The following is a 23,977-nucleotide window of genomic DNA, read 5'->3' as shown; positions in this document are numbered from 1 at the left end:
TTAAAGGCAAAAAATGGCAAAAGAAATCGATCCGAAAAGCACAACAAGAGCGAAGGCGTTTGAGTTTTGGATGCAAGCTCCGAATCCGATGGTGACATTTTTCAAATCGTTGAATGTCACAAGACTCGTGAAGGTTAGCAAGAAGCATGGTTTGAAGTTCAATATGCTTATGGATTACTGCATCGGCAAAGCTGCGGCAGGCGTTAAGGAATTTTACATGCTCCCGGTCAACGGCAAGCTCATGCAATACGATTCGATTGCGGTGAATACAATCGTAAAAAACGACGAAGGCGAAGTCAGCTCTTGCGACATCCCGTATTCCGAAGATTTAGCGACGTTCAATCGTGACTACCTCAAGTACACAAAAATTGTGGCGGAAAGTTGTGGGGATTGGGACTTGTCCGAAAACAGCATGGTCATTGGCACATCGGCTATTATCGATACGGAAATTGACGGCGCGGTCGGCATGAATTCCGGCATTTTCAACAACCCGTTTATGATTTGGGGACGTTACAGGAAACGTCTTTTCCGCTATGAATTGCCAGTTTCGTTCCAATTCCACCACACGCAAATGGACGGAGCTCACGCCGGGAAATTCCTAGCGAACTTGCAAAAAGCAATTGAGGAACTTCGATAAAATTCGGTAACACTTTTAAAGACCTTAAGTGTTATATATAAAAAGGAGATTCTCGCCGTCGCGAGAACAACATTAAAATGACTTTAGTTTTAAATACATTGGAATCGGGCGATTGCTCGGAACAGATTAAAGCATTGTTTGCGAACAAAAATGAAGAGATAGAAATCATCAACACTGCTGATTTAAAAATTATGCATTGCATGGGCTGCAACAACTGCTGGCTGAAAACTCCCGGCATTTGCAGCATCAAAGACGATTACGAAATCATTCTCAAAAAGTTGGTCGCAGCCGAAAATCTTTGGGTTGTAGCAGACACAAAATTTGGCTTTATCGACTACCGCGGCAAGCGAGTCTTGGATCGCATCGTCCCGATGCTAAACATGTACATTGAAATCCGCGACGGCTGGGAACGCCACCAGTTGCGTTATCATCCGCTGAATTTCGGCTTCATTTACAAGGGCTACGGGAACCGCGAACTGCTCGAAGAGTGGAGCATGCGAGTCGCCAGAAATTTGGCAGGGCGTTCGCTCGGCGTAATCTCGCTAGACAAGGATGAGGCTTGCGAAAACGCCGCAGTTCCTTCTGCAAAATGCGTCGCGCCCACTTCTGCCGAACACGTCGTTATCATCAACGGAAGCCCACGCGTCAAAAAGAACAGCAACACAAATAAGATTATCCAAGCTTTTGCCGAAGGACTCGAAAAAGCGGGAATCACGCACAAGCTTTATTCACTCTCGAACCATGCCGAATGGGACGAAGCCCGCGAAGCATTCATGACGAATGACAACATCATCATTGCCGTGCCGCTCTTTGTAGAATGTTTGCCGAGTTTGTTGCTCGAATTTTTAAGTACACTCCCCACGGAACGCAAGCAACCAGCAAAACTCTCGTTCATTCTCCACGGCGGTTTTGACGAAGGTCACCAGTTGCGACTCGGTGAAAAATTCTTGCAGTCGCTCCCGGCTCAGCTCGGATGCACCAGCGGTGGCGTCCTCGTGAAAGGCGGCAGTTTCTTGCTACGCAATCGCGAAAACAGCTACATCAAAAAGATGACCGACAAGATGCTCGCCTCTTACACAGCCATGGGACTCTCTTTTGCGCAAAACGGCAATTTCATGACGCCCGAAGCAAAGAAATTTACAGGCTTCGAAAAGAATCCAAAGATAGGAATCCTGCTATTTAACCTCATTTTCAAGCGCATTGTCAAGAAGAACTTCGAGCGAATCGCACAAGAATGGGGCTGCACGGAACCGCTAGACCGCAAACCATATTAAAACAAAGAATCAACTTAATGAAACTAAAAAAATTGGAATACAAACTAACCGTCTGTAAAGTAGCGGACATTAAAGATATTGATACGGGCAAGGATTTCTATTTCATTGGAAAAACCGACGAAGAAATATCCCTCGTATGCAAAACAGATGATACTCCCCCAAATACAACTGAACGAGATGATGGATGGCGAGGTTTCCGCATTCAGGGAGTACTTGATTTTTCTCTTATAGGCATTCTTTCAAAGTTGTCAGCTATTCTTGCTGAAAATGACATCGGAATTTTTGCGATATCCACTTTCAATACGGATTATATTCTTGTGAAAGCGGAGAATTTTGAGAAGGCGCTGAAAGTCTTGTCTGATGCGGGATATGACGTGGTGTGATATTTCAAAAAAACTACGGAAGGGACTTGACAAAAATTTCAGAATGGATAAGTAGAACTTTTTTGTTGTTAATGGAATGTTGACAAGAACCGTGCTTTTAAGAGCCATTGAATCCTGTCGAATCACCAAAAGCCCTTTTAAAGTCCTTTTTGTTTAAAATTTTAAACATCAGGCGGTGCTTCAACATTAAAGTTCTACATAGCCATTATTTCTATGACATTATAGAAGTTTCTAAGACGTCGACAAACAGCGTCATTTATGGGGGCTCCAATACCATTATTTCGCGTAAGGCGCTTGAGGCCATCGGCAGATTTTATACAAAGTCTATTACCGAGGATTTTGCGACGGGTATGCTGATTGAATCGGCTGGCTTTGTGAGCCTTGGCCTTTCGGAGCCGCTTGCTTCGGGTATTGCGCCGTCTTCGTTCAGGGAACATGTGCAGCAGCGTACCCGTTGGGGCTGCGGAGTCATTGCGACTGCAAAGCAACTCAAATTCTTGCGTAACCGTAAGCTGGATATGTCGCAAAAGCTGAGTTACCTGAGTTCTGTCTTGTACTGGTTCTCTCCGATTAAGAATTTAATTTATCTGCTGTCTCCCTTGATGTTTGCAGTATTCTGCATTCCGATTTTTAAGTGTACCTTGGTGGACCTTGCCCTTTTCTGGCTCCCTATGCACTTGATGACCATGTGGGCGCTCCGGATAACGAGCCGGGGCAAGATATCGGCTCGTTGGAGTGGTATCTACGAGACGTCTGTCATGCCGTTCCTGCTGATTCCTGTGATTAAAGAAACCTTGGGCATAACGCTTTCGACCTTCAAGGTCACCAAGAAAGAGGCTCCTAGTAAAAAGCAGATGATTGATAAGCGCAGCCTGGCTCCGTTCGTGATTCTGCTGGCTTTGACCGTTGCCGGAATTGTCCGAATGTCGTACATGATGGTCGCCCTAGAATATATCGGAATTCTGGCCGTACTTTTCTGGCTGATTCGCAACGCCTATTACCTGGTGATGTGCCTGTTCCTTGGCATGGGCCGCGATACGGATGGTGAGAATGTCAAGATGCTTGCTGCCGAAATGATTACGGTGACAAAAAAAGATGGCCGCCAAATCGAGGGCATTACCACGAAACTCCTGGAGCATGGCGTAGATGTTTACATGGATGAACTCGATGTTCTTTATCTGGGAGAACCGATACAGCTGTCGATATTGAAAAACAAGTATGACTTGCGGGTTAATGGGACTGTGGTCTCTGTCCATAATTCCTGTAATTCGGACATTCCGAGTGTTTATACGGTCGAAATTCTTGATTTTAACGGACAAAAGGACGAATATGTCCAGATGCTGTATGACCGTAAGCCTACATTGCCGCAGCGTTTGCGTCTAGGCGAGGGGCTCTTTTATAGTCTCTGGAATAACTTTGCTCGCAGGATCGTCATAAAGTAATACCTTTTTGAAAAAATTGAAGTATATTTATTAAAGGTATGCGTTTATTTGTAATTCTTGCTTCTTTTTGGGTTGTCCTGCTGTTGGGAGGATGCGGTTTCTCGTTAGGAGGAGCGGATCCTCCTCCTACCGTGTATCACTATAAAGAAATTCTACACCATACATCTATAGAATGGCATGTCCACATAACGGTCGATGATGACTCGCTGCAGTCTAAATCCATTAACTTTTTTCAGATGTATCCGGAATATTATAACCAGCTCGAAGGCTTGTATTTTGGCAATTTTTTTAATCTTTCGCGAGATGATTCTGTTCATGCCAGGGATGGCTTTCAAAACATCTACCAGGGTGATGCCGAATATTTGAACAAATACATGAATGAGTACGTGGAAGAAAAAAAGAGGTTTGAAACGCTTCCGGATTCTAACGGCCATATTGTCTTTTCGCTTTTCGATATCGACAGTGTAGAAAAGAAGTATGATATTGATGCATCTCCCTTCTTGAAGTTCCTAGAACATCCTTATGAGATGAGAGGCGATTCGGTAGATATTTTTGTTCCTGCCGGTATCAATAGTCTTTCTTATGGGATGTGTATGGGAACATACGGATACACGACTTGTGATTATACCTTTGAAGATGATTCCGACCATATCCTTTCTACGGATGTTGCTTCGGTATGGAGCGGGTGGGGCACGATTACCGTTGGCAGTTCCCTAAAAAATCAAAGTTCCCTTAAAACAGATAATTTTTATATCGAATTAAAATACAACTTGAAATATTAAGATGGGGCTAGATGGAACGTTTGAATAAATGGTGGGCTTTGCTTGTTTTGGCGGTACTTGTCGGCTGTTCATTGAAACAGGAAGACTATAGCGATTATTGCCCGATTGCTGTCAAGCTTATTCCGCTTGAAATGGAAATTAGCTATAAATGTGCGCCTAATAAAAAATGCAATCAATATCCGGCCCGTCTAGAAATAGGCCGTGTCAGCCGGTATCTTGATATTGATTGCTGGGGTGGAATTTATAAATACACATTTGTCTCTGGCGATATTCAGGAAGAGGCGACGAACGACTACAGGCATCCCTATTACGAGCTGCAGCCTGATTCAAGCAATACGATTCATTTTGCACTGATTGATGCATATGGAGATCAAAAAAAGTATGAAATTAAATTGACGGACTATATTCCCAAATACAGTGTTACCGGTGATACTCTTGAAATCGATGCCACAGAAGGAATCAAGTATTATTACAAAAGCCATTCGGAATGGGGCTTTGGTCCGTCGCTTAAGTTAGAAATATCGGATGATATAATGCCGTTCTTTGATTTTGTCTATGCGGAGCGAATGGCGAATGAAGATTCGCTGACGTTCACGGGAACGGTCTATTGGCGATAATTGGTTGAACCTTGATTTTGTTAAATTAGAACCATGAATACTTTAGAAGCTATCAAGACCCGTCGCAGTACGCGCAAATTCAAGGCGCAGCCTGTGGAATTAGAAAAGTTGCAGACCGTTGTCGAGGCGGGTCGTTTCGGACCCACCGGCGGTAATGCGCAGACCTCTTGGCTTTATCCAGACGCCGCAAAGTTTCTATACGCCCGATGTCTTTCAACATAATCTTTATGCCGAAACCAAGGTTCCTAATGAGCAGGATTATTTCGGATAAGTAGAACTTTTTTGTTGTTAATGGAATGTTGACAAGAACCGTGCTTTTAAGAGCCATTGAATCCTGTCGAATCACCAAAAGCCCTTTTAAAGTCCTTTTTGTTTAAAATTTTAAACATCAGGCGGTGTTTCAACATTAAAGTTCTACATAGCCTTCAGAATAGTATACATTTGTGCATATAGTATAAGGAGGTTTTGCGATGAAATTAGAGGGCTTTGGAATTTTTGTCGATAACATGGCGACGATGGTCCGCTTTTATAGAGATGTCTTGGGTTTTGAAATCAAGGAAGACGAAAATACGACTAACGTTTTTCTAGAAAAGGACGGCACTTTGTTCTTGCTGTTCCGAAAATCCGATTTTGAAAAAATGACAAGCCAAAAGTTCGCTTACTGTAAAGGCGTCAACGGGCATTTTGAAATTGCATTAGGCGTCGCGAACTACGCCGAAGTAGATAAGGCGTACGCCAAAGTCACTGCTGCAGGTGCAAAAGGCGTCATGCCGCCGACTACGGAACCGTGGGGGCAACGTACCTGCTACATCGCCGACCCCGAAGGCAATTTGGTAGAAATCGGGTCTTTCGTCAAGGATTAACAAATAAAGGAGAACCTATGGAATTAAAATTTTGTCAGAGCTGCGGCATGCCGCTCACACCAGAAATCCTCGGCACAAACGCCGATGGCAGCAAGAACGACGAATACTGCATCTACTGCTACAAAGACGGAGCATTCACCGGCGACTTCAACATGGAACAGATGGTAGAATTCTGCTCGCAGTTCGTTGACGAATTCAACAAGAATACCGGTAAAAATCTCACCCGCGAAGAGTACAAGGCAGAACTCCGCAAGTATTTCCCGACTCTCAAGCGTTGGAAATCAAGCGACGCAGAGCTCCCGCATGCAAACTCCCCCATCAAGCAAAAGCTGATTGAAGAAGTCAACGCGCTTAACATCAAGGACATGCCGAAAATCGACAACCTCTTCGTTCTGCAAGGCTCGTTCATCAATCAGGAATACAAAATAAACGACAACAGCGTCAAGCTATTGGACGATAACGCAAGCTACTGGGGCAACCAGGTCGAAAAGCAAAATGCTGAAGGCCGTTGCTACGGAATCGCCTGCGACGAGCGCTACATTCTCGTGAGCGAATACGGCAAGAACGGTGCCGATGCCGAAATCGTTGTGTTCAAAAGACGATAACGGATAACATTTATCGGAAGCTATTTATCATCTTGTTTGGGAGGTGTTGAATTATCTCGTTCTCTTTTGATTTTCAGCATCTCATCACACAAAAGACTATTAATAAAATAGCGAAAAAGATCTTTGCTTTCATTTTAAATTTTTTCTCCAACTTTTCATCACCATTAAACATAATACCAAATTCATTAATCGTATAGCAACTCTCTTTTTATAAAAACTATATATTACGTTTATAGAAAAGAGGTGGAGCAATGATACTTTTCAAAGAAAACGCGTACCTAACAGACGAGCAAATCCAGAACTGGATTGAGGAGGCTGAAAACGCCTACAACCAGGCCGCCAAGAAAAGAGCCGTCAACACAACTGCATTCAGACTTTCACTAGAAGAAATTCTCTTACGTTTTCGCGAGCTGTACGGAACAGGATGCCGTTGCCGTCTATGCGGCACCAAGAGTTTCGGGAACATCCGTTTCGAAGTTTCACAGAAAGGCCCCTATCAGAACCCGCTTGACATCGATCAAGATAACGACTTGTCCTACGACATTCTCGTTCGTCTGAACATGCGTCCAAATTACGAGTACAAGAACGGTATCAACAAGGTTTCCATTCCCGTTCCGCTCAAGCCCCGTAAAAATGCACTCCTCATAAGCATTTTCATTTCCGTACTTCTAGCCCTGTTAACCTGGATTTCTTCTTCGTTTATGCCCGAAACAGTGCGTAACGAATACCTGGTTCCGGCCATAGCCAATTCATTTACTAAACTTTCTGCCGTTTTTTCGGAACTAGCGACGCCATTGGTGTTTTTCGCCGTTATTTCCGGGATCTGCGGCATCGGAGGTGTTTCCACATTCGGTAAACTAGGCGGAAGCCTCCTCAAGCGCATGACGGGAACTTACTTTATCGCCATGATAGCGATGGTTGTCGTGGGGCTAGCCATAGGGCTTACTCCAACCCACGCAGTAAGCGAAGGCAGCAACATTTTCTCCGATCTACTGAAACTTGTACTCGACATCATCCCAAGCAACCTCGTTACGCCATTCGCAACCGACAACGATATGCAGGTGATTGTTATCGCAACTTTTATCGGTATCGTTTTGCTCCTGTTGGGCGATAAAGTCCGAACCTTCCGAAAATTTTGTGATGAAGCCGGAAACATCATCAACAAAATGATGGCATTTGTCTGCAAGACACTCCCCTTATTTGTTTATCTCGGTGTTACAAACCTACTTCTGAGCAACATGCTCAGCCAGGTTTATCTAGTATCGCGAATCTTTGTCATTTCGCTTGTCGGTGCCGCAATTACCATCGGCATCACCATCGCCCGCACCCTATACGTTACCAAGCAACCTTTCTCGAAACTTTTCTCGGCCCAATTGCCATCGCTATTGATAAACCTGACGACCAGTTCGCAGATGTCCGCCATGCCAGAATCAATGAAATGCTGCAAAGAAAAATGGGGCATCGACCAAAAGTTTACCGATTTCGGTCTGCCACTCGGCGTTGTTTTCTACATGCCAAACGGGGCTATTATGCTTGGCGCGATTGTTTGGGTCCTCACGGATATTTCTCTTGGGGCCGTTGATATTCTCGTACTCTTCAAGCTTGTTCTCGTCTCGGTCATTATAGCCATTGCAGCCCCTCCCATTCCGGGGTCTGCATTCGCCGTCTTGCCGATTCTTTTTTCGGCCTGCGGAACAGACTTGTCGATGATGCCGCTAGCAGTGATTATCGGTTCAACCGTTGGCTACCTGCTACCCGCCATGAATGGTTTCTGTTTGCAGCTTGAACTTTTGATGACCGCCCAAAAAGCAAACCTAATTCATAAAGAACTCTAAAAAATTGTGGTTTTTCGAACAATGTTTTTGTACTTTATCGCAAAACCGATAAAGTACAAGTTCTTTCATATAAGGAGGATTTTATGTTTAAGAAACTTGCAATTGCAGCAGCCCTAGCCGCTAGCACATCATTTGCCGCCTGGGACTTATACCCTGTTCTTGATCAACACAAAGGCGAAGTTGGCACCGCAGTAGGTTATACAACGGATAAATACTCAAGCTCTCTTACTGGAACCATAGGCGCCCGCTATTCTGTTATTCAAAATCTAGAACTCGCCCTCGTGCTTCCCTATCGTTTTTTCACACATTATGATGGGCATGACATGAACGCAGATGGTCTCGGAGCACTGACGTTCATGGCACGCTACCAAATCACACCCACCATTAACGTTTTTACCGATGTAGGTTTCCCCACTGCAGATGAATCCTACTATGCCAAGGACGTATGGTCCGTCGCAGCCGGTGCACAGTACTCCAACTCCATCAACTCATTCATCAGATTTGGTTCTGAAATCGGCATTGCAACATACTTTATAGGCTCAGCAGACATAACCTCAATGTTCCTAAACGCCAGTACAGAATTTGAATTCAATGTCACACCGCAATTTACCCCTTATGTCGGCGCAAACATTGATGTCTTTCTCGGCTATTTCGCTGATGACGGTTACAGATACAATAGCGCCGGAGGGGGCGATATCGATGCCAGAATCTATGTCGGGGCAAAATACGCCTTTAACGATATGTTCGAAGTTGGAGCCTACGCAGGTATCTGGTTCGGCAATGGATCCTACAAAGACAACACAGAAAAGGACCTCGGAGCATACGGGAGCTTCAAATTCTAGAGCCATTCACTTGCCAAACAACCTTACTTTAGCTATATTCAGCCCGCTATCAAGCAAAAAAGCTGGGGATATAGCTCAGTTGGTAGAGCGACAGGTTCGCAATCTGTAGGTCATGGGTTCGACTCCCACTATCTCCACGTAAAAGAGGCAAGCTTACGCTTGCCTCCTTTTTTTACTCCATTTCACCAAATTTTCTAGATGTCCCATTTCACGCCAAGCTTGAGCTGCGTGAGGACCGTACTTTCGCGATACAATCCCTTGTAGAAATTGGGCAAATCCATATGTTTATAATTGCGTTCCAGTCCTAAGTAGTAGACCATCTTCCAATACTTCCACGAAACCGAGGCACCCCAAGTGCCGTTAAACTTCTTGATTTTTTCGTAATCGGAATCAGGACCTCCGACGGCAAAGCCGTAAAACAAGTTCATTTTTGCTTCAACGGTAATGCGGTTCTTAAACTTGTACGAAATTCTAGAACGGAATACCGGGCCAAACCATTTGCCCATCGTCTGGCGGTAGACAATACTTTCGACCGATGGTTCCGCAGGGGGATTCGCCACATACGCTTCATATTCATCATCGGCCATATAAGCGATACTGTCATTCAAATACTGCCAATATTCATTATAAGTGCTAACCGCTTGTTTATATGTCGCATAGGATTGCATAAACGTTTTGTAGTCAAACGCAGAATCGGCTTCGAACTTTGCGCCCACATAGACCGTTCCGTTCAGGCCTTCGGGAGCAGTCCTATGCCACGAGGCGTACGCCGCAAACGACATCGGGCCGGAAGTCTGGTAATAAGCCCAGGCGACAGCTCCAATGCGCTGTTTTTCAAAACGGTACAAGTCCTTTTCGAACCACACATAAAAATCCGATGAAAGTTCCTTGCCCTCGATGTTAAAATCGTAACCCGCATCCAGGAGCATACCACGCCCCATCAACGTGTATTCCAGCCCAAGAACCAGGTTCCAGTCATTCGTATCCAAGAGCGACATTTCATCGTTATTCAAGAAGTAGTCACCCAGCACCGAAGCGGCAAACGTATGCGACCAAGTTGCGGTCGTATAGTCAAAATACGGATTCACATTCAAGAAGAGGTCCCCGCCTTTTTCGGCATCTTCCAGACCTGTTTCCTTGTAGTGCATCCCGTAAAGTCCAAGTTCACCAGCGATATGGAATTCCCACGGATTCGACGCATTGTCTAAGCTAGACGCGTCGTCATCTTCGACCCCCATAGCCGACTTGTAATCGCGGATAATCCCCTGGATTTCTTCGGTGTACTCGCCAGGCAACGCCACCGCTTCTTCAAAGGCCTTAAGAGCGGCAGGAATATCTCCAGCCTCTTCCGCCTTCATCGCGCGGTAATACGCCTCCTCCTGCGTCTCGGCAAAGAGCGCAGTCGCAAGCACAAGCATTATCAAACCAAACCAGCGAACCATCTATTTTTTCGGGAAATTTCCCTTCTCCCAATCACGCTGATTATGCTTTTCCCAGGGATTGCGTTCAATCGGGCGCGGGACAAACGGACGCATCGGTTCCATGCGACCAGGCCACGGATTCATACCGCCCTGCGGTTCCTTCGGTTGTTCTTTTTCTTCGATTTTCTTTTCGCGAACAAACTCGTCCTTCGGCTTTACCGCATCCTTTTCGGCAACAGGCGGCAATTCCGCAACAGCGGGCTTTGCAAGTTCATTGCGCAACTCTTTCTTTTCGGCCACCGAATTGGTCCTCAAATCCTTGAGAATCTGTTCACGGGCAAGGCGGCGTTCTTCACGCATTTTCTGCCAGTCCACATTTTCCTTTTCGGACATTTTCGGAACTTTGTCCAAAGTTTCACGAGCCTCGACTGGCGTCGGGACGCTTGCTTCCGGGCGAGAATCAATTTCGCCTGCCATGGCCGTTGCCGCCATCACAGCGGATGCCATTACAATCTTCTTCATGGTGAGTCTCCTTAAATTGAGCTTCAGCATTTTACAAAACATCCCTATACCTTAAAGTCTTCTTTTTTCAAGCCCAGGCGTTCCATGATTTCGCGCAACACCTTGCGGTCAATGCCAAGAATCGTAGAAGCGAGCGTGAGGTTCGCATTCGTATCCTTGAGGGCGCGAGAGATGACTTCGCGTTCGACCGCTTCGCGGGCTTCCTTGAGCGTGCGCGGCGATTCCTTCGCCTGCACCTGCATATCATCAAGCCCTAAATCCTTGGGCTGAATCACGCCATGCACGGCCTGCACCAAACCTTTCTGCACGCGGTTTTCGAGTTCGCGCACGTTACCCGGCCAGTGGTAACCGAGCAGCGCCTTTTCGGCGTTACGGCTCAAGTGGAATTTTCCACGGCCATATTCTGCACCATAGCGCTGGATAAAATTCTCCGCCAAGAGCACCACATCCTGGCCGCGATCGCGCAGCGGCGGGAGTTCAAGCGGCAGCACCTGAATACGGAAATACAAATCTTCGCGGAAGCGTTTTTCGCGCACGGCCTCTTCCAAGTCCACATGCGTTGCACTGATTACGCGCACGTTCACCGGAATTTCACGATTGTCGCCCACTCGCGTGATGTGCTTTTCTTGCAACACGCGCAAAAGCTTTACCTGCATGTTGAGCGGGAGCTCGCCGATTTCATCGAGGAAAATCGTACCGCCATCGGCTTCTTCAAAAAAGCCCTTCTTGTTTTCAATCGCACCCGTGAACGACCCCTTGGCATGCCCGAACATGAGCGATTCCATCAAGTGCTCCGGAATGGCACCGCAGTTCACCGCAATGAACGGTTTTTCGGCACGCGGGCTATGCTTGTGGATGTAACGCGCCATCACTTCCTTGCCCGTTCCCGTCTCGCCACGGATAATCACCGGAAGCGGGAGCGGAGAAAGCTTGTCGGCCATCGCAATCACATCGACCATCGCCTTCGAAGAATACACAATTCCATCCTTGCGGACAACATTCTTAAGCGTATCGAGCGATTCCTTATCGCGCAAACGGTCGTAAGCGGCAAACGCAAACTTTTCGCAGACCGCCACAAACGAATCAAACAAAGCGCTGTCTTCGTCGGTGAACGGCTCCTTACGGGCGGCACGCTGCAAATAGAGATACCCCGCCTCGGATTCCGGCGTTCTAAACGGAGACACCATAATGCTCGTGAGCTGGTTTTGCACAATGGACTTGGACAAGTCCGCCGATTCGTCATCGAGCTGGTTCCACACCACGGCACGCTTTTCGTTTTTTGCAAGTCGAACCGCCGAAATCGAAATCGAAACCTTCTCCGGATTCGAGAAATGAAGCGGTTCTTCGCCACCAATATCCAACACAGCGGCATCGGCATGCAAAACGCCTTTTGCCACTTCGAGAATTTTCGGGAAAAGAGCCTCCGGCTGTTCTTCATCTAAAAGAGTCTTGACCACATCAAGCATCTTTTCTGTGGCGAGCATGGATTCCGATTTCATAACAAAGCCCTTTTGCGTTTGCGCTGCTATTCGGCAGAGGGCACCGGGAGCTCCATGAGCAAGCTATCCACCTTCAAATCCGGGACTTTCTCGCTTTCTACAGACGGCTCAATGTTCCTCGACCGCTTTAACAGCCGGTCCCCTGTTGCATCGATACCGAAACGCATAGTTCCACTCGTAAGCAACAGCACTATCAAGAGTAATATAAGTCCAAAAACGCCCAAAACGGCCCATTTTAGCCATTTATTTTTCTTGCAAACGACAAACGGGAGACCCTTTTCAAGCCCATCTGGAACTTTTTGCCCCGCATTCTTTTCGCTTTCCGGGCGATTAATGGATTGGATATATTGGGTAACGCAGCCCGCAAGCGCAACCTCACCATGCGACACTTTATCAAGTGCAATTTCCAAGATTTCATCAAGCTCGTCAAAGTCTTCGACGCGTTCCGAGACATCCGCGCACAAGAGCCCCGACCAAAGCGGTTCTAGCGCCGAGAGCTGTTGAGCGCCTTCGGACGTTTCAAAGGCGCCCGTCGCATAAAGCTTTTCCGAGATGTTCAAGTCCTGCACGCTTGCCATCTGCTCGGCAAACTGCTCGTAGCCATCCGCAGTGATCAAGTCCTCGCCCGCAATCCAGCGGTACAGCAAAAGCCCAAGGCTGAACAAGTCGCTTTTTTCATCCGCAATCTTGCCCTGGAAGCGTTCCGGCGCCGCATACGCAAGAGCGCCCGGCCCGACAATGCCACAATCAATCAACACCGTTTGGAGTCCCAGGTCGGCATTTCCGCCGTTTCTATCCACAGCAAATATCACGTTTGCAGGGCTCAAGTCGCCATGCGACACACCCTGTTTGTGCAAAGCAGCAAGCGTCGATGCCACTTGCCGAAGCGCTACAAGCGCAACCGCCACCGGCATCCGCCCAAGCGTTTCCGAAGATTCGCCATCTATATAATCATAAATCAGGTAAGGCGTTCCATCGCGATTGCCCCATTCTTCAATGCGGTACAGCCCCGGCTCACGCACTTTATGCGAGCGTTCAACAACGCTTTCGTCAAACGAGAATCCGTCGTTATACCACTTGAGCACATACGGCGCACCACCCACATTCAAAAGGTAAATGGAAGCTTCGCCGCCTTGGTGTAGCAAGGCGCCTCCGGTCACGGAGTCGAGTAGCGATGTCCCTGATTTTTTCATGGCCCGCCCGCTCACAGTTTACCTGAATAGACCATCGCCTTGAGCGAGTCTTCGGCAATGCGCGTCCACTTGGCAAGCACCGCATCCTGTGGCAGCGCCTCGCGCCCCATCGACCAGATGTCCCAAGCGGATTCATAGTCGTGAGCGTTCCAGTAAAGGTTTCCGAGGTTCACGTACGCCGAAGCAAATTTCGGCTCCTTAGTCACGATGTACGCATAAATTTTCTTGGCGCCATCGACATCGCCCTGCCCGGCAAGGATCAAAGCCTTCAAGTTGTAGCTAAAGTAATTTTCCGGGTCCAGTTGGACGGACTGGTCCAAAAGGTGCAGAACCTTCGCCTGTGCATTTTCGGCAAGCATCGCGCGAGCAAGGTAAAAAAGCGCGGTCGAGTACATGGGCTTAGACTTTTCGCTAGAATCGACCACGGATAAAATCTTGAATTCACGGACCGTGCGTTCCCAGAACGCAAGCGTGCTTTCCTTTAAGCTTTCCCGGTCCTCGGCAATGGCATAATACGCAATCGCAAGCCCATAGCGGGCATCCCGATTCGCCGGTTCAACGTCGAGCACCTTCGAAAAATTCGTCACGGCGCGGTCATAATCGCCAATGCGGAGCGCCTCATCGCCACGAGCGAGGTCACTTCCGTTGCATGCGCAAAGCACCGTCGCAACAAAAATTGCGAACAAGGCTCCAATAGCGCTACGCAAACGATTATGGACAACCCGTTTTAACATGGTAATAAGTATATATAAAATTTATGGCGAAAGACAATCGACCAAAGACGAAAGATTGTTGTAAATCTGTCAAGACCAAACAAAAAACGCCCTCCGGGATTTCCAGAGAGCGTCCAAAGACTAAATCGATAAATTGATTACTTTTCGATTTCGTACTGAGCAACGACTTCGCCGTTAGCGTCAAGAGCACGGACGACGTTTTCATCGCGCTGGAGAGTGAGGTTGGCAACTTCACCACTTGCAGCGGTGTACTGCACAGAGAGAGTACCATCTTCGTTCTTCACAGCAGCAACGGAGTTGCCCTGAGCATCCTTTTCGTAGTAGGAGTCGCCAGCGGCAAACGGATTGGAACCCGTCCAGAATTCGATGGTGTTGACGAAGAAGAAGTCAACAAAGCCAAAGCAAATAAAGTAAGCCGGAGTTGCAAGGAAGTGCACCAAGGACTTAGCCCACTTGTTGGAAATCTTGCCAATGGCACCATGGAGCCACTTGGTAGAGCCATAGCTACCATAGCAGCCGGAGAGGACGATCATACCTGCGCAAGCAAGGGCGAGGATACCTTTTTTCATGTTTACAAACTCCTTATATTTAAGTGTTTTTGTTTTGTCAAAAATATAAGAAAGAACACTAGCAATTGCTAGAGGAAGAACGCTGTGTGTATCATAAATTTACAATCCATGATTCACTTCAGTGAGTAAGGTCACATGGGGTGTTAACACCCGGAGGCGCTTCAAATCCTTCGGTTTTACCCATCTAAAATCGTCGTACCCATATATATGGACAAAATTCTTGCAAAGCTCAACATCATACGCCAAAATCCGGCATCCTTCACCATAGTCGAAATCCACCGCTCCCAAAGGCTTCATTTTCTGCGGAAAATCCGTCAAACGCTCAAAAAACGCCCTTTCTAGCGCATCTTCAGCCATTTCGCCATCTTCCAAAATTTCGGTCGGGAGTTCCCAAAATCCCGGAAAAAGCGTTCCGGCACCCCGTTTGCACATCAAAACACGCCCTTTTCGGCGGACAATCCCGCAAACAGCCAGCATTTTAACCCCTCCTGAGATATCTATCACAACTTTTTGCTTGCATTTCTTTTATTTTTTTAATAAATCTACAAATATCATACAAAGATGATACAATCTATGTTTTGGAAATTTAGGAGGTGAATCATGAATGCGATAACTAAAGTGACTAGTATTATTACAGCTATTGCAGTTTCATCCATTTTTGCAGCCAAGGCACCCGTAGCTAAACCCGCCGCCAAAAAGCAGGAAGCTCTGACCGTCTGGATTATGCCAAACGGCGCATCGCCACAAGAAAAACTTGAACAGAGATTAAACCTCTTTACCAAGAAAACAGGAATCAAGACAAAAGTCACCGTTCTGGACTGGGGTGTAGCCTGGAACCGCATCACGACGGCACTTGCCACCGGCATAGACGCACCAGACGTATTACAGCTCGGCACAACATGGGTCCCGTACTTTGCTTCCCGCGGCGAAATCAAGGCATTAAACGAATGGCTTCCGCAAATCGACTCTAGCAGGTTTGTCCCGGTCAGCTGGAACACGACTCATATCGACTCCGACACGACCATCTATTCCGTTCCGTGGTTCATCGATATCCGCCCAATTTTGGCCAACAAACGCATTCTCAAGAAGAACGACATCAATCCTGACGATGTCTCTACATTTGATGGATTCGTTAAAGCCATCCGCAAGGTGAACAACAGCCACGAAATGCTCGACGACGGCACCAAGGTCCGCGCATTTGCATTCCCGGGAAAGAACGACTGGAATATCCCGCACAACTTCGCCCCGTGGGTCTGGAGCAACGGCGGTAACTTCATCGAAAAAGACAATAGCGGTAAATGGAAGGCAGCCATCCTTACGCCAAAGACCATTTACGGTATCGCAAAGTACCTGAGCTTTGTGCTCGATACTCTTGTAAGCACCGAAGCCTTGCAGATGAACACGGCTCAAATCGTGCAACACTTTAACGCAGGCGAACTCGCCTTCATCGTGAACACGTCCGAAGTCATTATGCAGACCCGTTTCGATGGCGCCAAGGGCGGTCTTAACAACACGAAAATCGGTAAAGACAGCGTGATGGCACTCCCCATCCCGACAGGCACGGAAGGTTCTGTCAGCTTTATCGGCGGAAGTAACCTCGCCATCCCGACAGGCAACAAAAAGCAAGAATCTTTGGATCTTTTACTTTATCTCACCAACGATGAAAACTTGGATGCATATACAAAGCAAATAGGCATGCTCCCCGCATCGAAGAAGGTTCTTGCCAACTGGTCCAAGGACGACGACTACAAGACGCTCGTTCCTATGCTCGGCACAGGGCGTGCCTACACAGCCATTCCAGAATGGGGCGATATTGAACAGATCCTCGGATCCATGTTCAGCGCCATTTGGGACCATCTCGAAATCCCGGCGCTTTACTCTGAAGAAAAGATTTATGAAATCCTCGCGAATTATTCAAACGACATAAACAAGCACCTGAACCACCCGATTTCCGGAGACCTCACATTCGCAGAATTCCGCGAAACCTGGCACAAGGCCCTGGGCATCAAGGACGGAAACCAGAACAAGGGTATCGAAGAAAAAACAAAGCCGACCGAAGAAAACGATTCCGGTTTCAGCCGTACCCCGTGGATTTTCGCCATCGCCGTGCTCCTCGGGTTCATTTTTGCGTTCACCCGTAGGAAAAAACACTAACCAGTTGCAAATTCGTTAGTTATATTTCAAAAAAAGACGCAAAGAACTATGGGTTTAAAATTTTCCAATCTCACAAACAGCATCATCATCAAGAGTTTACTGCTCTTGATTGTCTCAATGCTTGTCATCGTGATGATTGGAACTTACGTTTTCACCCAGAGGCAAATGAAGACCACGCTTAAACTGAGTTACGATACCAACGAAACCCAGTTACAGCAACTCGCAAACACGGTCAACAACGAAATGGAGCAGTTTGCAAGTCGTCTGACTTTGTTGGCAAAGACTTCCGAAATTCAAAGCATGGACAAGCTCATTGCGGCCGGTTACCTCAAAAGCTTCAACATATCGTCGCTATTCATTTCGGGCGAATCCATATCGCTCTTTGACCGTAGCTACAATCTTGTCTGCAACAACTCCATGCTAGGCACAACCAAGATAACCTACCCTATCGAGTTCAATAGAATTTCTCCTCACAGGCCGACCATTTCTCCATGGTTCCGCGATGCCGACGGCACTCCCAAGCGAGCCTTTGGCGTTGTCGTTTCGGACAGAGCCATGGGTGATGGAAGACTGGTATCAAACTTTTCGATTCGCCGACTCTGGAAATACTTTTCGGAATACAAAGTCGGGCAAAACGGCATTCTCATCGCATGCAATGGCCAAGGCGAAATCCTTTACCACCCGGATATGAGAACTTGGCTTGACGGAGTCCACAAGATTACGGAACTCGGACTTGGCGACATGAACATCAAGCAGGATAGCGATAATTCCATTCGTTTCGTAAAGCTGGACAATGGAAAATCCTACCTCATCAACAGGACTTTCAACCCGACTTACGACCTTGGTCTTATCGCCTTACAGCCTAAGACAGAAATTGATGCAATGGTTTCGTCGGTTCACCATGTCAGCCAAATCATTTTGTTCAGTTCGATTATCGCCATCTTGCTCGTGTCTCTTTGGCAAATCCTGATTGTCTGTAAGCCGCTGAACAACTTGATTGACCACATTTCACAGATTACCGAAGGAAACCTCAACATCGAGGAATTCAAGGCAAAGAGCAGCCAGGACGAAATCGGCAGACTCGCCAAGGTCTTTAACCAGATGCACGAGACCATCAAGCGGCAGATTCAGGAATTGAACGCGCACAGGGAACTTCTCGAAAAAGAAGTCAAGGAACGCACCTACGAGCTCGAACAAGCTAACAAGAAACTCGACTTGATTTCGAGAACCGATGAACTCACGCAGTTGCCGAACCGCCGCGACATGCACAGGACTATTGAAAAGGAAGTCGACCGTGCAAACCGATTCAGAAAGGCATTCAGCATCATCTTTATCGACATCGACCATTTCAAGGACGTGAACGACACGTACGGACATGCCGCAGGCGATGCCGTGCTCAAGTCAGTCGCAAGCACCATCCGCAGTCTGCTCCGCAAGTACGATGTGCTCGCCCGCTACGGCGGTGAAGAATTCCTGACGCTCCTCCCCGAAACGGAACTGAAAGACGCAGCCCACGTTGCCGAACGATTCCGCAAGCAGATTGAAAACCAGACGATATTCTTTGGTGGCAAGGAAATCAAGGTGACAATTACTTTGGGTGTAGCCCAGTTCGATAGCGGTCAGGGCGCCGAAAAGTGCATCCAGCTCGCAGACAAGGCTCTTTACGAAGGCAAGGAACACGGCAGAAACAAGGTCATCCTCTGGACGGACGACAAGCCCGTGGAAAATGCGCAAACGTAACACTTCGCAAAATTTCTATTTTTGCGTTCATGAACATCGACTTCAACCGTAGACTTTCCATCGCTCCGATGCTTGACTGCACGGACCGCCACGAACGTTATTTTTTGCGTTTGCTTTCTAAGCACATTTTGCTTTACAGCGAGATGGTCGTCTCTACGGGACTTTTGCATTGCGAGAACAAGGACTTGTTCCTCGGGCACGAACCGTTTGAACACCCGGCTGTATTGCAGCTCGGCGGTAGCAATCCGGCGGACCTTGCCGCCGCCTCAAAGCTTGTGGAAGCGGCAGGCTTTAGCGAAGTCAACTTGAATTGCGGTTGCCCATCGGACCGTGTGCAGAACGGGAACTTTGGCGCGTGCCTCATGAAAGAGAAAAACGTCGTCGCTGATTGTTTCAAGGCGATGCAGGACGCCGTTTCGATTCCGGTTTCTATCAAGTGTCGCATTGGGGTCGATGACCTAGACAGCTGGGAATTTTTCACAGACTTTATCCAGACCGTGCGTGATGCAGGCTGCAAAATTTTCATTGTGCATGCACGTAAGGCGTGGCTCAAGGGACTCTCGCCTAAGGAGAACCGCGAAGTACCACCGCTCCATTACGAGTTCGTCCACCGCCTTAAGGCAGAAATGCCGGAGCTGAACTTGAGCATCAACGGCGGCATCAAGACGCTCGACCAGATTGAAGAACAGCTGAAGGATTTGGATGGTGTGATGGTCGGTCGTGAAGCGTACGAGAATCCGTGGTTTTTGCACGATGCCGATGCAAGAATTTTCGGGGATGTCCGCCCCGAAAGTAACGACCCGGCAGAAATCATTGCCGGAAACGCCCGCCCCGCCACGCGAAAGGCGCTTTTGGAAGCGTACCTCCCCTACGTCGAGAAGCAGACTGCCGAAGGCTGCCCCGCAACGATTCTTGTAAAGCACCTCTACGGGCTTTTTGCAGGACTCCCGGGCGCCCGCAAATTCCGCGCCACGCTCAGCAACGAGAGCCCCCGCGCCCACCTTTACGGAGGTGCCGCCGCCCTCATCCGAAAAGCGATGGAACTCGTTTCAGAAGAGTCGTAATAATTACCGTTATTACCGCTAATAGCGAGACTATCAACTAATTTTAGTCTTATAAAAAACGTCGAGAGAATAAAGCGTCGGCCAAGGATGGGGAGGGTGCAGGGAGGGGCCCGTGCGGCCTTCGCAACTCCGAGCTGGGGCCCCGCCCGCATGACGTACATTATTACATTTTCAATGCTTTTTAAAGCCTTAAGTTTAGTGTTAAAACTTAAGAATCACCCCTTGACAAGCGGATAAAATTTTTCTCTATTTGGTGGCGTATTTTTAAGTTTAACCTTTAACGGAGATACAACATGCCTTGCGGAAAGAAAAGAAAGCGCAGGAAGATTGCGACTCACAAGCGTAAGAAGCGCCGTCGTCGTGACCGTCACAAAAAGAAACTTCGCTAATATCCGTTAGCATTTTCTTGTGATTTCCTGTAAAAGACGGAGTGTAAAAGCTCCGTTTTTTCGTTTTTCATTTAGAAAAGTGACCAATTTTAGCGACAAAAAGACATCTGTTGATTCACAAATCAAACGATAAATAGGGACAACCCCCAAAGGAAACCAAATGATAGATCGCAACAAACACTTCCTCCGCCTCATGGACTGGAGTGAAGAAAAAGTTCTCGAAACCATCGAGATTGCCTCGCGTCTCAAGGCTGAAGTTCACGCTGGTAAGGTCTCTGACCGACTCCACGGCCAGAACATCGCCATGTTCTTCGAAAAACCGTCGCTGCGAACTATTACGACTTTCCAGGTGGGCATGAACCAGCTCGGCGGCCACGCCGTGCTCCTCTCCCCGGATTCTATTGGTCTCGGCAAGCGCGAAAGCGTCAAGGATGTCGCCCGCTGCCTCAGCCGCTGGGTCAACGCCATTGTGGTCCGTTGCTTCAAGCAGCAGCTCGTTGAAGAACTCGCTGAATACGGTTCCATTCCGGTTGTGAACGCTTTGACAGATGACTATCATCCATGCCAGGCAATCGCTTTTGCCCAGATGATCAACGAAAACCTCGGCGGATTCAAGAACGCCGATGGCAAGCCGAAGACAGTCGCCTTCATCGGTGACGGCAACAACGTTGCGAACTCCTTCCTCGCCCTCGCCGCAAAGGTCGGCATGAACTTCACGCTCGCCTGCCCGAAGGGCTTTGAACAGCCCGCCAAAGTTGTCGAAGAAGCGGAGGCCGGCTTGAAGAAGCACGGTTGCCAGTACCGCGTTTTCCACGATCCGAAGGAAGCTGTCAAAGACGCCGACATCCTCTATAGCGACGTTTGGGTTTCTATGGGTCAGGAAGGCGAAAAGGCTACAAAGCAGAGCCACTTCTTGCCGTTCCAGATCAACGACGAACTCTTGAAGCACGCTCCGGCACATTGCAAGGTCAGCCACTGCTTGCCGGCTCACCGCGGCGAAGAAATCACAGACTCTGTGATGGACAATCTCGACGTGAACATGAGCTTTGAAGAAGCAGAGAATAGACTTCACGCACACAAGGCTGTGCTCTGGCAGGTCATGGAACCTTTTTCCCGATAAGCTTATTCTCGGGAAAAAAAGATTGAATTTAATAACAGAAAAGCTCGGTAAATTACCGAGCTTTTCTTGTATGCAATAAATTTCAATTAGTTCAGCGGTTCGGCGGATACTTGCCCGTCCGCGTGATTTCATCGCAGTATTCTTGCATTTCCGGAGCAAGAGTCTCTACAGGGTTCTCCGAAGATTTCTTTGTTTCAACAGTTTTTATAAGGTATTCTTGGCAAGTCACCTTACGCGTTTCACCACTAGTAGAAAATTCTATTTCATTCGCCTTAGCGTTGTCACAGGCTTTTTCGATTTCGCGTTTCGAAATACTCTCTTCAAAAGTAACAAAGTTTTTTTCAGTAAGAACGCCGTCATTATACTTTGCCTCATAAGCGACGTTAATAGAATCAGGTACTTGAATCACAAGGCTTATAGCAGTTTCATCAGACTGCATAAAGCAATTTGCATTTTTCACAGGAACTTCAACGTCTGACAATTTTGCATTAAATTCTTCGCAGGTATTTTTCGCCGATTGAACAAGAGCGTCTATACTCATCGCGGGGACAATCTCTTTAATCGTCATCGTACGATAGCCACACTCCACCGTTGCATTTTTATGTTCAACGGCAGCTTCTTCCTTATTCTTTTCGCACAACGATTGTATGTAATCCATCGCCACTGAGTTTGCATAAGTACTATAATATTCAATCTCTTGCGTAGCACCTTTTATCGTTGCCGTAACCGTAGTCACAACATCAAGCTCCTTAAATGTTTCGACGATGGACGTTTCTGAAAGCTTTTCATACGTACACCCCACCTTACCCGCTTCAAGAGCATTCCTAGTCTGACCCGTGCTATCATTTTCAACATTTCCCCCTTTTAAAGAATCCGAGGGCGACGAATTCGAAGGCGACACGTCCGAATTAGACTCTGCATCAAGTTTAGGCGATGTTGTATTACCAGAATCGCAAGCCGTAAATACAAGTGTCGCGATTGCCACAGACAGAAATACTTTTTTTATCATATAGACCTTTAGTTTTACAAACCCTTATCTTCACTGCCGAAGCATAGGGATTTCTCAAAATATACACTAATTTCATACAAAAGACAAGAAACTTTACAAGGAAGAAGTTTTCAAACGACACTTGATTTGAAGCGTTTTTCAGAACCGCAAAAAGATAAATGCGTAAAGCGAATGCAGTAGCGAAGTAGAAATTGAAGTCAAAATGGCGGTCTACCACGCAAGCAGGTATTTTTCTATATTTGGCTCCGAAAAAAGTATCAAACTGGAGTGAGAAATGTCTTTCGTTCAAGAACTGAAAAATAAAGTTTTAAATGAAGGTTATGAGATTACACGCGAAGAGGCTATCAAACTTTTAAGTGAAGACCCCGACGAACTCACGAAAGCCGCTGACGAAATCCGCGAAAAATTCCACGGCAACGACTTTGATTTTTGTTCCATCGTGAACGCCCGCAGCGGTCGCTGCTCCGAAAACTGCAAGTACTGCGCCCAGAGCAGTTATTACCACACCGGCGCTCCCGAATACAAGTTGCTCAGCGCCGACGAGATTGTCGCCGACGCCAAGAAGAAAGAAGCGGCAGGTATCCCGCGTTACTCCATCGTGACTTCGGGCCGTACGCTCTCGAACCGCGACGTGGAGCAGATTAGCGAAGCGCTCCGCCGCCTGAAAAAAGAGACGAAGCTTTCGATTTGCCTTTCGGCAGGACTCTTGAACAGGGAACAGTTCGACAAGCTCAAGGAAGCAGGCCTCACCCGCTTCCACAACAACCTGGAAACATACCGTCGTCACTTCCCGGACGTTTGCACGACGCACACCTACGACGATAAGATTGGAGCACTCCAGAACGCTCTTGCAGCAGGCCTCGAAATTTGCAGTGGCGGCATCATGGGCCTTGGCGAAACGATGGAAGACCGAATCGACATGTGCCTGGATTTGCGTAAACTCGGCGTCAAGTCCACTCCGGTAAATGTGCTGAACGCGATTCCCGGAACGCCGTACGAAAAGCTCCCGAAGCTCACGAACGACGAGTTCTGCCGCATTGTGGCGATTTACCGATTCATCAACCCGAAGGCGTTCATCCGTCTTGCGGGCGGTCGCGGCGTTTTGGGCGACGACGGCAAGCGAGCTTTCAAGAGCGGCGCAAATGCCGCCATCACGGACGACATGCTCACCACCGCTGGCGTAAACAGCTGCAAAGATTTTGAGCTTGTGAAAGGTCTCGGATTCAAGCCGCACGGATTTATCGGCTAAAAATAAAAAAGCGTTTTTGCAGATTCCCTTTTCT

23 protein-coding genes, 1 tRNA gene and 1 pseudogene are annotated in these 23,977 nt (G+C 47.6%); 17 read left to right on the top strand and 8 right to left on the bottom strand.

Features of this window, described 5'->3' with window-relative positions; translation table 11 throughout:
- Positions 1 to 13: 13 nt before the first annotated feature.
- The 12 genes and pseudogenes from B7982_RS03815 to B7982_RS03760 all read left to right on the top strand — a co-directional run bounded on the left by B7982_RS03815 (position 14) and on the right by B7982_RS03760 (position 9,417).
- Entirely contained in the window at positions 14 to 637 is a 624-nt protein-coding gene (locus tag B7982_RS03815; RefSeq protein ID WP_088659620.1) for a CatA-like O-acetyltransferase, family 2, read from the top strand.
- 77 nt (positions 638 to 714) lie between these two features.
- On the top strand, positions 715 to 1,911 hold the full coding sequence (locus B7982_RS03810; protein ID WP_088659619.1) for an NAD(P)H-dependent oxidoreductase: 1,197 nt from the start codon (positions 715 to 717) through the stop codon (positions 1,909 to 1,911).
- 17 nt (positions 1,912 to 1,928) lie between these two features.
- Positions 1,929 to 2,294 carry an ACT domain-containing protein gene (locus tag B7982_RS03805; protein WP_088629849.1) on the top strand — a complete coding sequence of 122 codons (366 nt, stop codon included), beginning with the start codon at positions 1,929 to 1,931 and terminating at the stop codon, positions 2,292 to 2,294.
- A 107-nt stretch (positions 2,295 to 2,401) separates the two neighbouring features.
- A complete protein-coding gene (locus B7982_RS03800; protein ID WP_088659618.1) occupies positions 2,402 to 3,736 on the top strand; it encodes a glycosyltransferase family 2 protein in 1,335 nt (444 codons plus the stop codon).
- Positions 3,737 to 3,774: 38 nt separating this feature from the next.
- The gene (locus B7982_RS03795) at positions 3,775 to 4,518 is read left to right on the top strand and encodes a hypothetical protein (protein ID WP_144065913.1); all 744 of its coding nucleotides are present in this window, start codon (positions 3,775 to 3,777) and stop codon (positions 4,516 to 4,518) included.
- Positions 4,519 to 4,529: 11 nt separating this feature from the next.
- A complete protein-coding gene (locus tag B7982_RS03790) occupies positions 4,530 to 5,135 on the top strand; it encodes a hypothetical protein (protein ID WP_088659616.1) in 606 nt (201 codons plus the stop codon).
- A 33-nt stretch (positions 5,136 to 5,168) separates the two neighbouring features.
- Positions 5,169 to 5,246: pseudogene (locus tag B7982_RS15205) on the top strand (nitroreductase); the annotation flags it as partial.
- Between the two features lie 359 nt (positions 5,247 to 5,605).
- Positions 5,606 to 5,998 carry a VOC family protein gene (locus tag B7982_RS03780; protein ID WP_088659615.1) on the top strand — a complete coding sequence of 131 codons (393 nt, stop codon included), beginning with the start codon at positions 5,606 to 5,608 and terminating at the stop codon, positions 5,996 to 5,998.
- Positions 5,999 to 6,015: 17 nt separating this feature from the next.
- Positions 6,016 to 6,603 (top strand): zinc ribbon domain-containing protein, encoded by a 588-nt coding sequence (locus tag B7982_RS03775; RefSeq protein ID WP_088659614.1) that lies wholly within the window; start codon positions 6,016 to 6,018, stop codon positions 6,601 to 6,603.
- A 251-nt stretch (positions 6,604 to 6,854) separates the two neighbouring features.
- The gene (locus tag B7982_RS03770) at positions 6,855 to 8,438 is read left to right on the top strand and encodes a dicarboxylate/amino acid:cation symporter (protein WP_088659613.1); all 1,584 of its coding nucleotides are present in this window, start codon (positions 6,855 to 6,857) and stop codon (positions 8,436 to 8,438) included.
- An 83-nt stretch (positions 8,439 to 8,521) separates the two neighbouring features.
- Complete coding sequence (locus B7982_RS03765; RefSeq protein ID WP_088659612.1) at positions 8,522 to 9,280, top strand: hypothetical protein; 759 nt, start codon at positions 8,522 to 8,524, stop codon at positions 9,278 to 9,280.
- Positions 9,281 to 9,344: 64 nt separating this feature from the next.
- Positions 9,345 to 9,417: transfer RNA gene (locus tag B7982_RS03760), tRNA-Ala, on the top strand.
- A 57-nt stretch (positions 9,418 to 9,474) separates the two neighbouring features.
- Here the strand turns inward: B7982_RS03760 and B7982_RS03755 are convergent.
- The 7 genes from B7982_RS03755 to B7982_RS03725 all read right to left on the bottom strand — a co-directional run bounded on the left by B7982_RS03755 (position 9,475) and on the right by B7982_RS03725 (position 15,695).
- Positions 9,475 to 10,722 (bottom strand): hypothetical protein, encoded by a 1,248-nt coding sequence (locus B7982_RS03755; RefSeq protein ID WP_088659611.1) that lies wholly within the window; start codon positions 10,720 to 10,722, stop codon positions 9,475 to 9,477.
- Complete coding sequence (locus tag B7982_RS03750) at positions 10,723 to 11,223, bottom strand: hypothetical protein (RefSeq protein ID WP_233138354.1); 501 nt, start codon at positions 11,221 to 11,223, stop codon at positions 10,723 to 10,725. It lies immediately after the preceding gene.
- A 44-nt stretch (positions 11,224 to 11,267) separates the two neighbouring features.
- The gene (locus B7982_RS03745) at positions 11,268 to 12,722 is read right to left on the bottom strand and encodes a sigma-54-dependent Fis family transcriptional regulator (RefSeq protein ID WP_085491958.1); all 1,455 of its coding nucleotides are present in this window, start codon (positions 12,720 to 12,722) and stop codon (positions 11,268 to 11,270) included.
- A gap of 26 nt (positions 12,723 to 12,748) precedes the next feature.
- A complete protein-coding gene (locus B7982_RS03740; RefSeq protein ID WP_088659609.1) occupies positions 12,749 to 13,915 on the bottom strand; it encodes a protein kinase in 1,167 nt (388 codons plus the stop codon).
- An 11-nt stretch (positions 13,916 to 13,926) separates the two neighbouring features.
- The gene (locus B7982_RS03735; protein ID WP_233138353.1) at positions 13,927 to 14,601 is read right to left on the bottom strand and encodes a lipopolysaccharide assembly protein LapB; all 675 of its coding nucleotides are present in this window, start codon (positions 14,599 to 14,601) and stop codon (positions 13,927 to 13,929) included.
- A 185-nt stretch (positions 14,602 to 14,786) separates the two neighbouring features.
- Positions 14,787 to 15,218 carry a DUF3332 family protein gene (locus B7982_RS03730; protein WP_088659607.1) on the bottom strand — a complete coding sequence of 144 codons (432 nt, stop codon included), beginning with the start codon at positions 15,216 to 15,218 and terminating at the stop codon, positions 14,787 to 14,789.
- Positions 15,219 to 15,317: 99 nt separating this feature from the next.
- Positions 15,318 to 15,695: an NUDIX domain-containing protein gene (locus B7982_RS03725; protein ID WP_088659606.1), complete on the bottom strand. Its 378-nt coding sequence runs from the start codon at positions 15,693 to 15,695 to the stop codon at positions 15,318 to 15,320.
- 123 nt (positions 15,696 to 15,818) lie between these two features.
- Here B7982_RS03725 and B7982_RS03720 point away from each other — a divergent pair, with 123 nt between their 5' ends.
- The 4 genes from B7982_RS03720 to argF all read left to right on the top strand — a co-directional run bounded on the left by B7982_RS03720 (position 15,819) and on the right by argF (position 21,685).
- Complete coding sequence (locus B7982_RS03720; protein ID WP_088659605.1) at positions 15,819 to 17,372, top strand: sugar ABC transporter substrate-binding protein; 1,554 nt, start codon at positions 15,819 to 15,821, stop codon at positions 17,370 to 17,372.
- A 48-nt stretch (positions 17,373 to 17,420) separates the two neighbouring features.
- A complete protein-coding gene (locus B7982_RS03715; protein ID WP_088659604.1) occupies positions 17,421 to 19,112 on the top strand; it encodes a sensor domain-containing diguanylate cyclase in 1,692 nt (563 codons plus the stop codon).
- A gap of 29 nt (positions 19,113 to 19,141) precedes the next feature.
- Positions 19,142 to 20,176 (top strand): tRNA dihydrouridine(20/20a) synthase DusA, encoded by a 1,035-nt coding sequence (dusA, locus tag B7982_RS03710; protein WP_088659603.1) that lies wholly within the window; start codon positions 19,142 to 19,144, stop codon positions 20,174 to 20,176.
- Positions 20,177 to 20,725: 549 nt separating this feature from the next.
- Positions 20,726 to 21,685, top strand: coding sequence for an ornithine carbamoyltransferase (gene argF / locus B7982_RS03705; RefSeq protein ID WP_088659602.1), 960 nt, complete (start codon positions 20,726 to 20,728; stop codon positions 21,683 to 21,685).
- Between the two features lie 91 nt (positions 21,686 to 21,776).
- Here the strand turns inward: argF and B7982_RS03700 are convergent, their stop codons facing one another.
- Positions 21,777 to 22,694: a hypothetical protein gene (locus B7982_RS03700; RefSeq protein ID WP_088659601.1), complete on the bottom strand. Its 918-nt coding sequence runs from the start codon at positions 22,692 to 22,694 to the stop codon at positions 21,777 to 21,779.
- A gap of 274 nt (positions 22,695 to 22,968) precedes the next feature.
- Here B7982_RS03700 and bioB point away from each other — a divergent pair, with 274 nt between their 5' ends.
- The gene (gene bioB / locus B7982_RS03695) at positions 22,969 to 23,943 is read left to right on the top strand and encodes a biotin synthase BioB (protein ID WP_088659600.1); all 975 of its coding nucleotides are present in this window, start codon (positions 22,969 to 22,971) and stop codon (positions 23,941 to 23,943) included.
- The last annotated feature ends 34 nt before the right edge of the window (positions 23,944 to 23,977 follow it).

The organism is Fibrobacter sp. UWB2, from assembly GCF_002210425.1.
GTDB classification, from domain to species: Bacteria; Fibrobacterota; Fibrobacteria; order Fibrobacterales; family Fibrobacteraceae; genus Fibrobacter; species Fibrobacter elongatus.
This window is presented reverse-complemented; position numbering and strand designations above follow the sequence as displayed.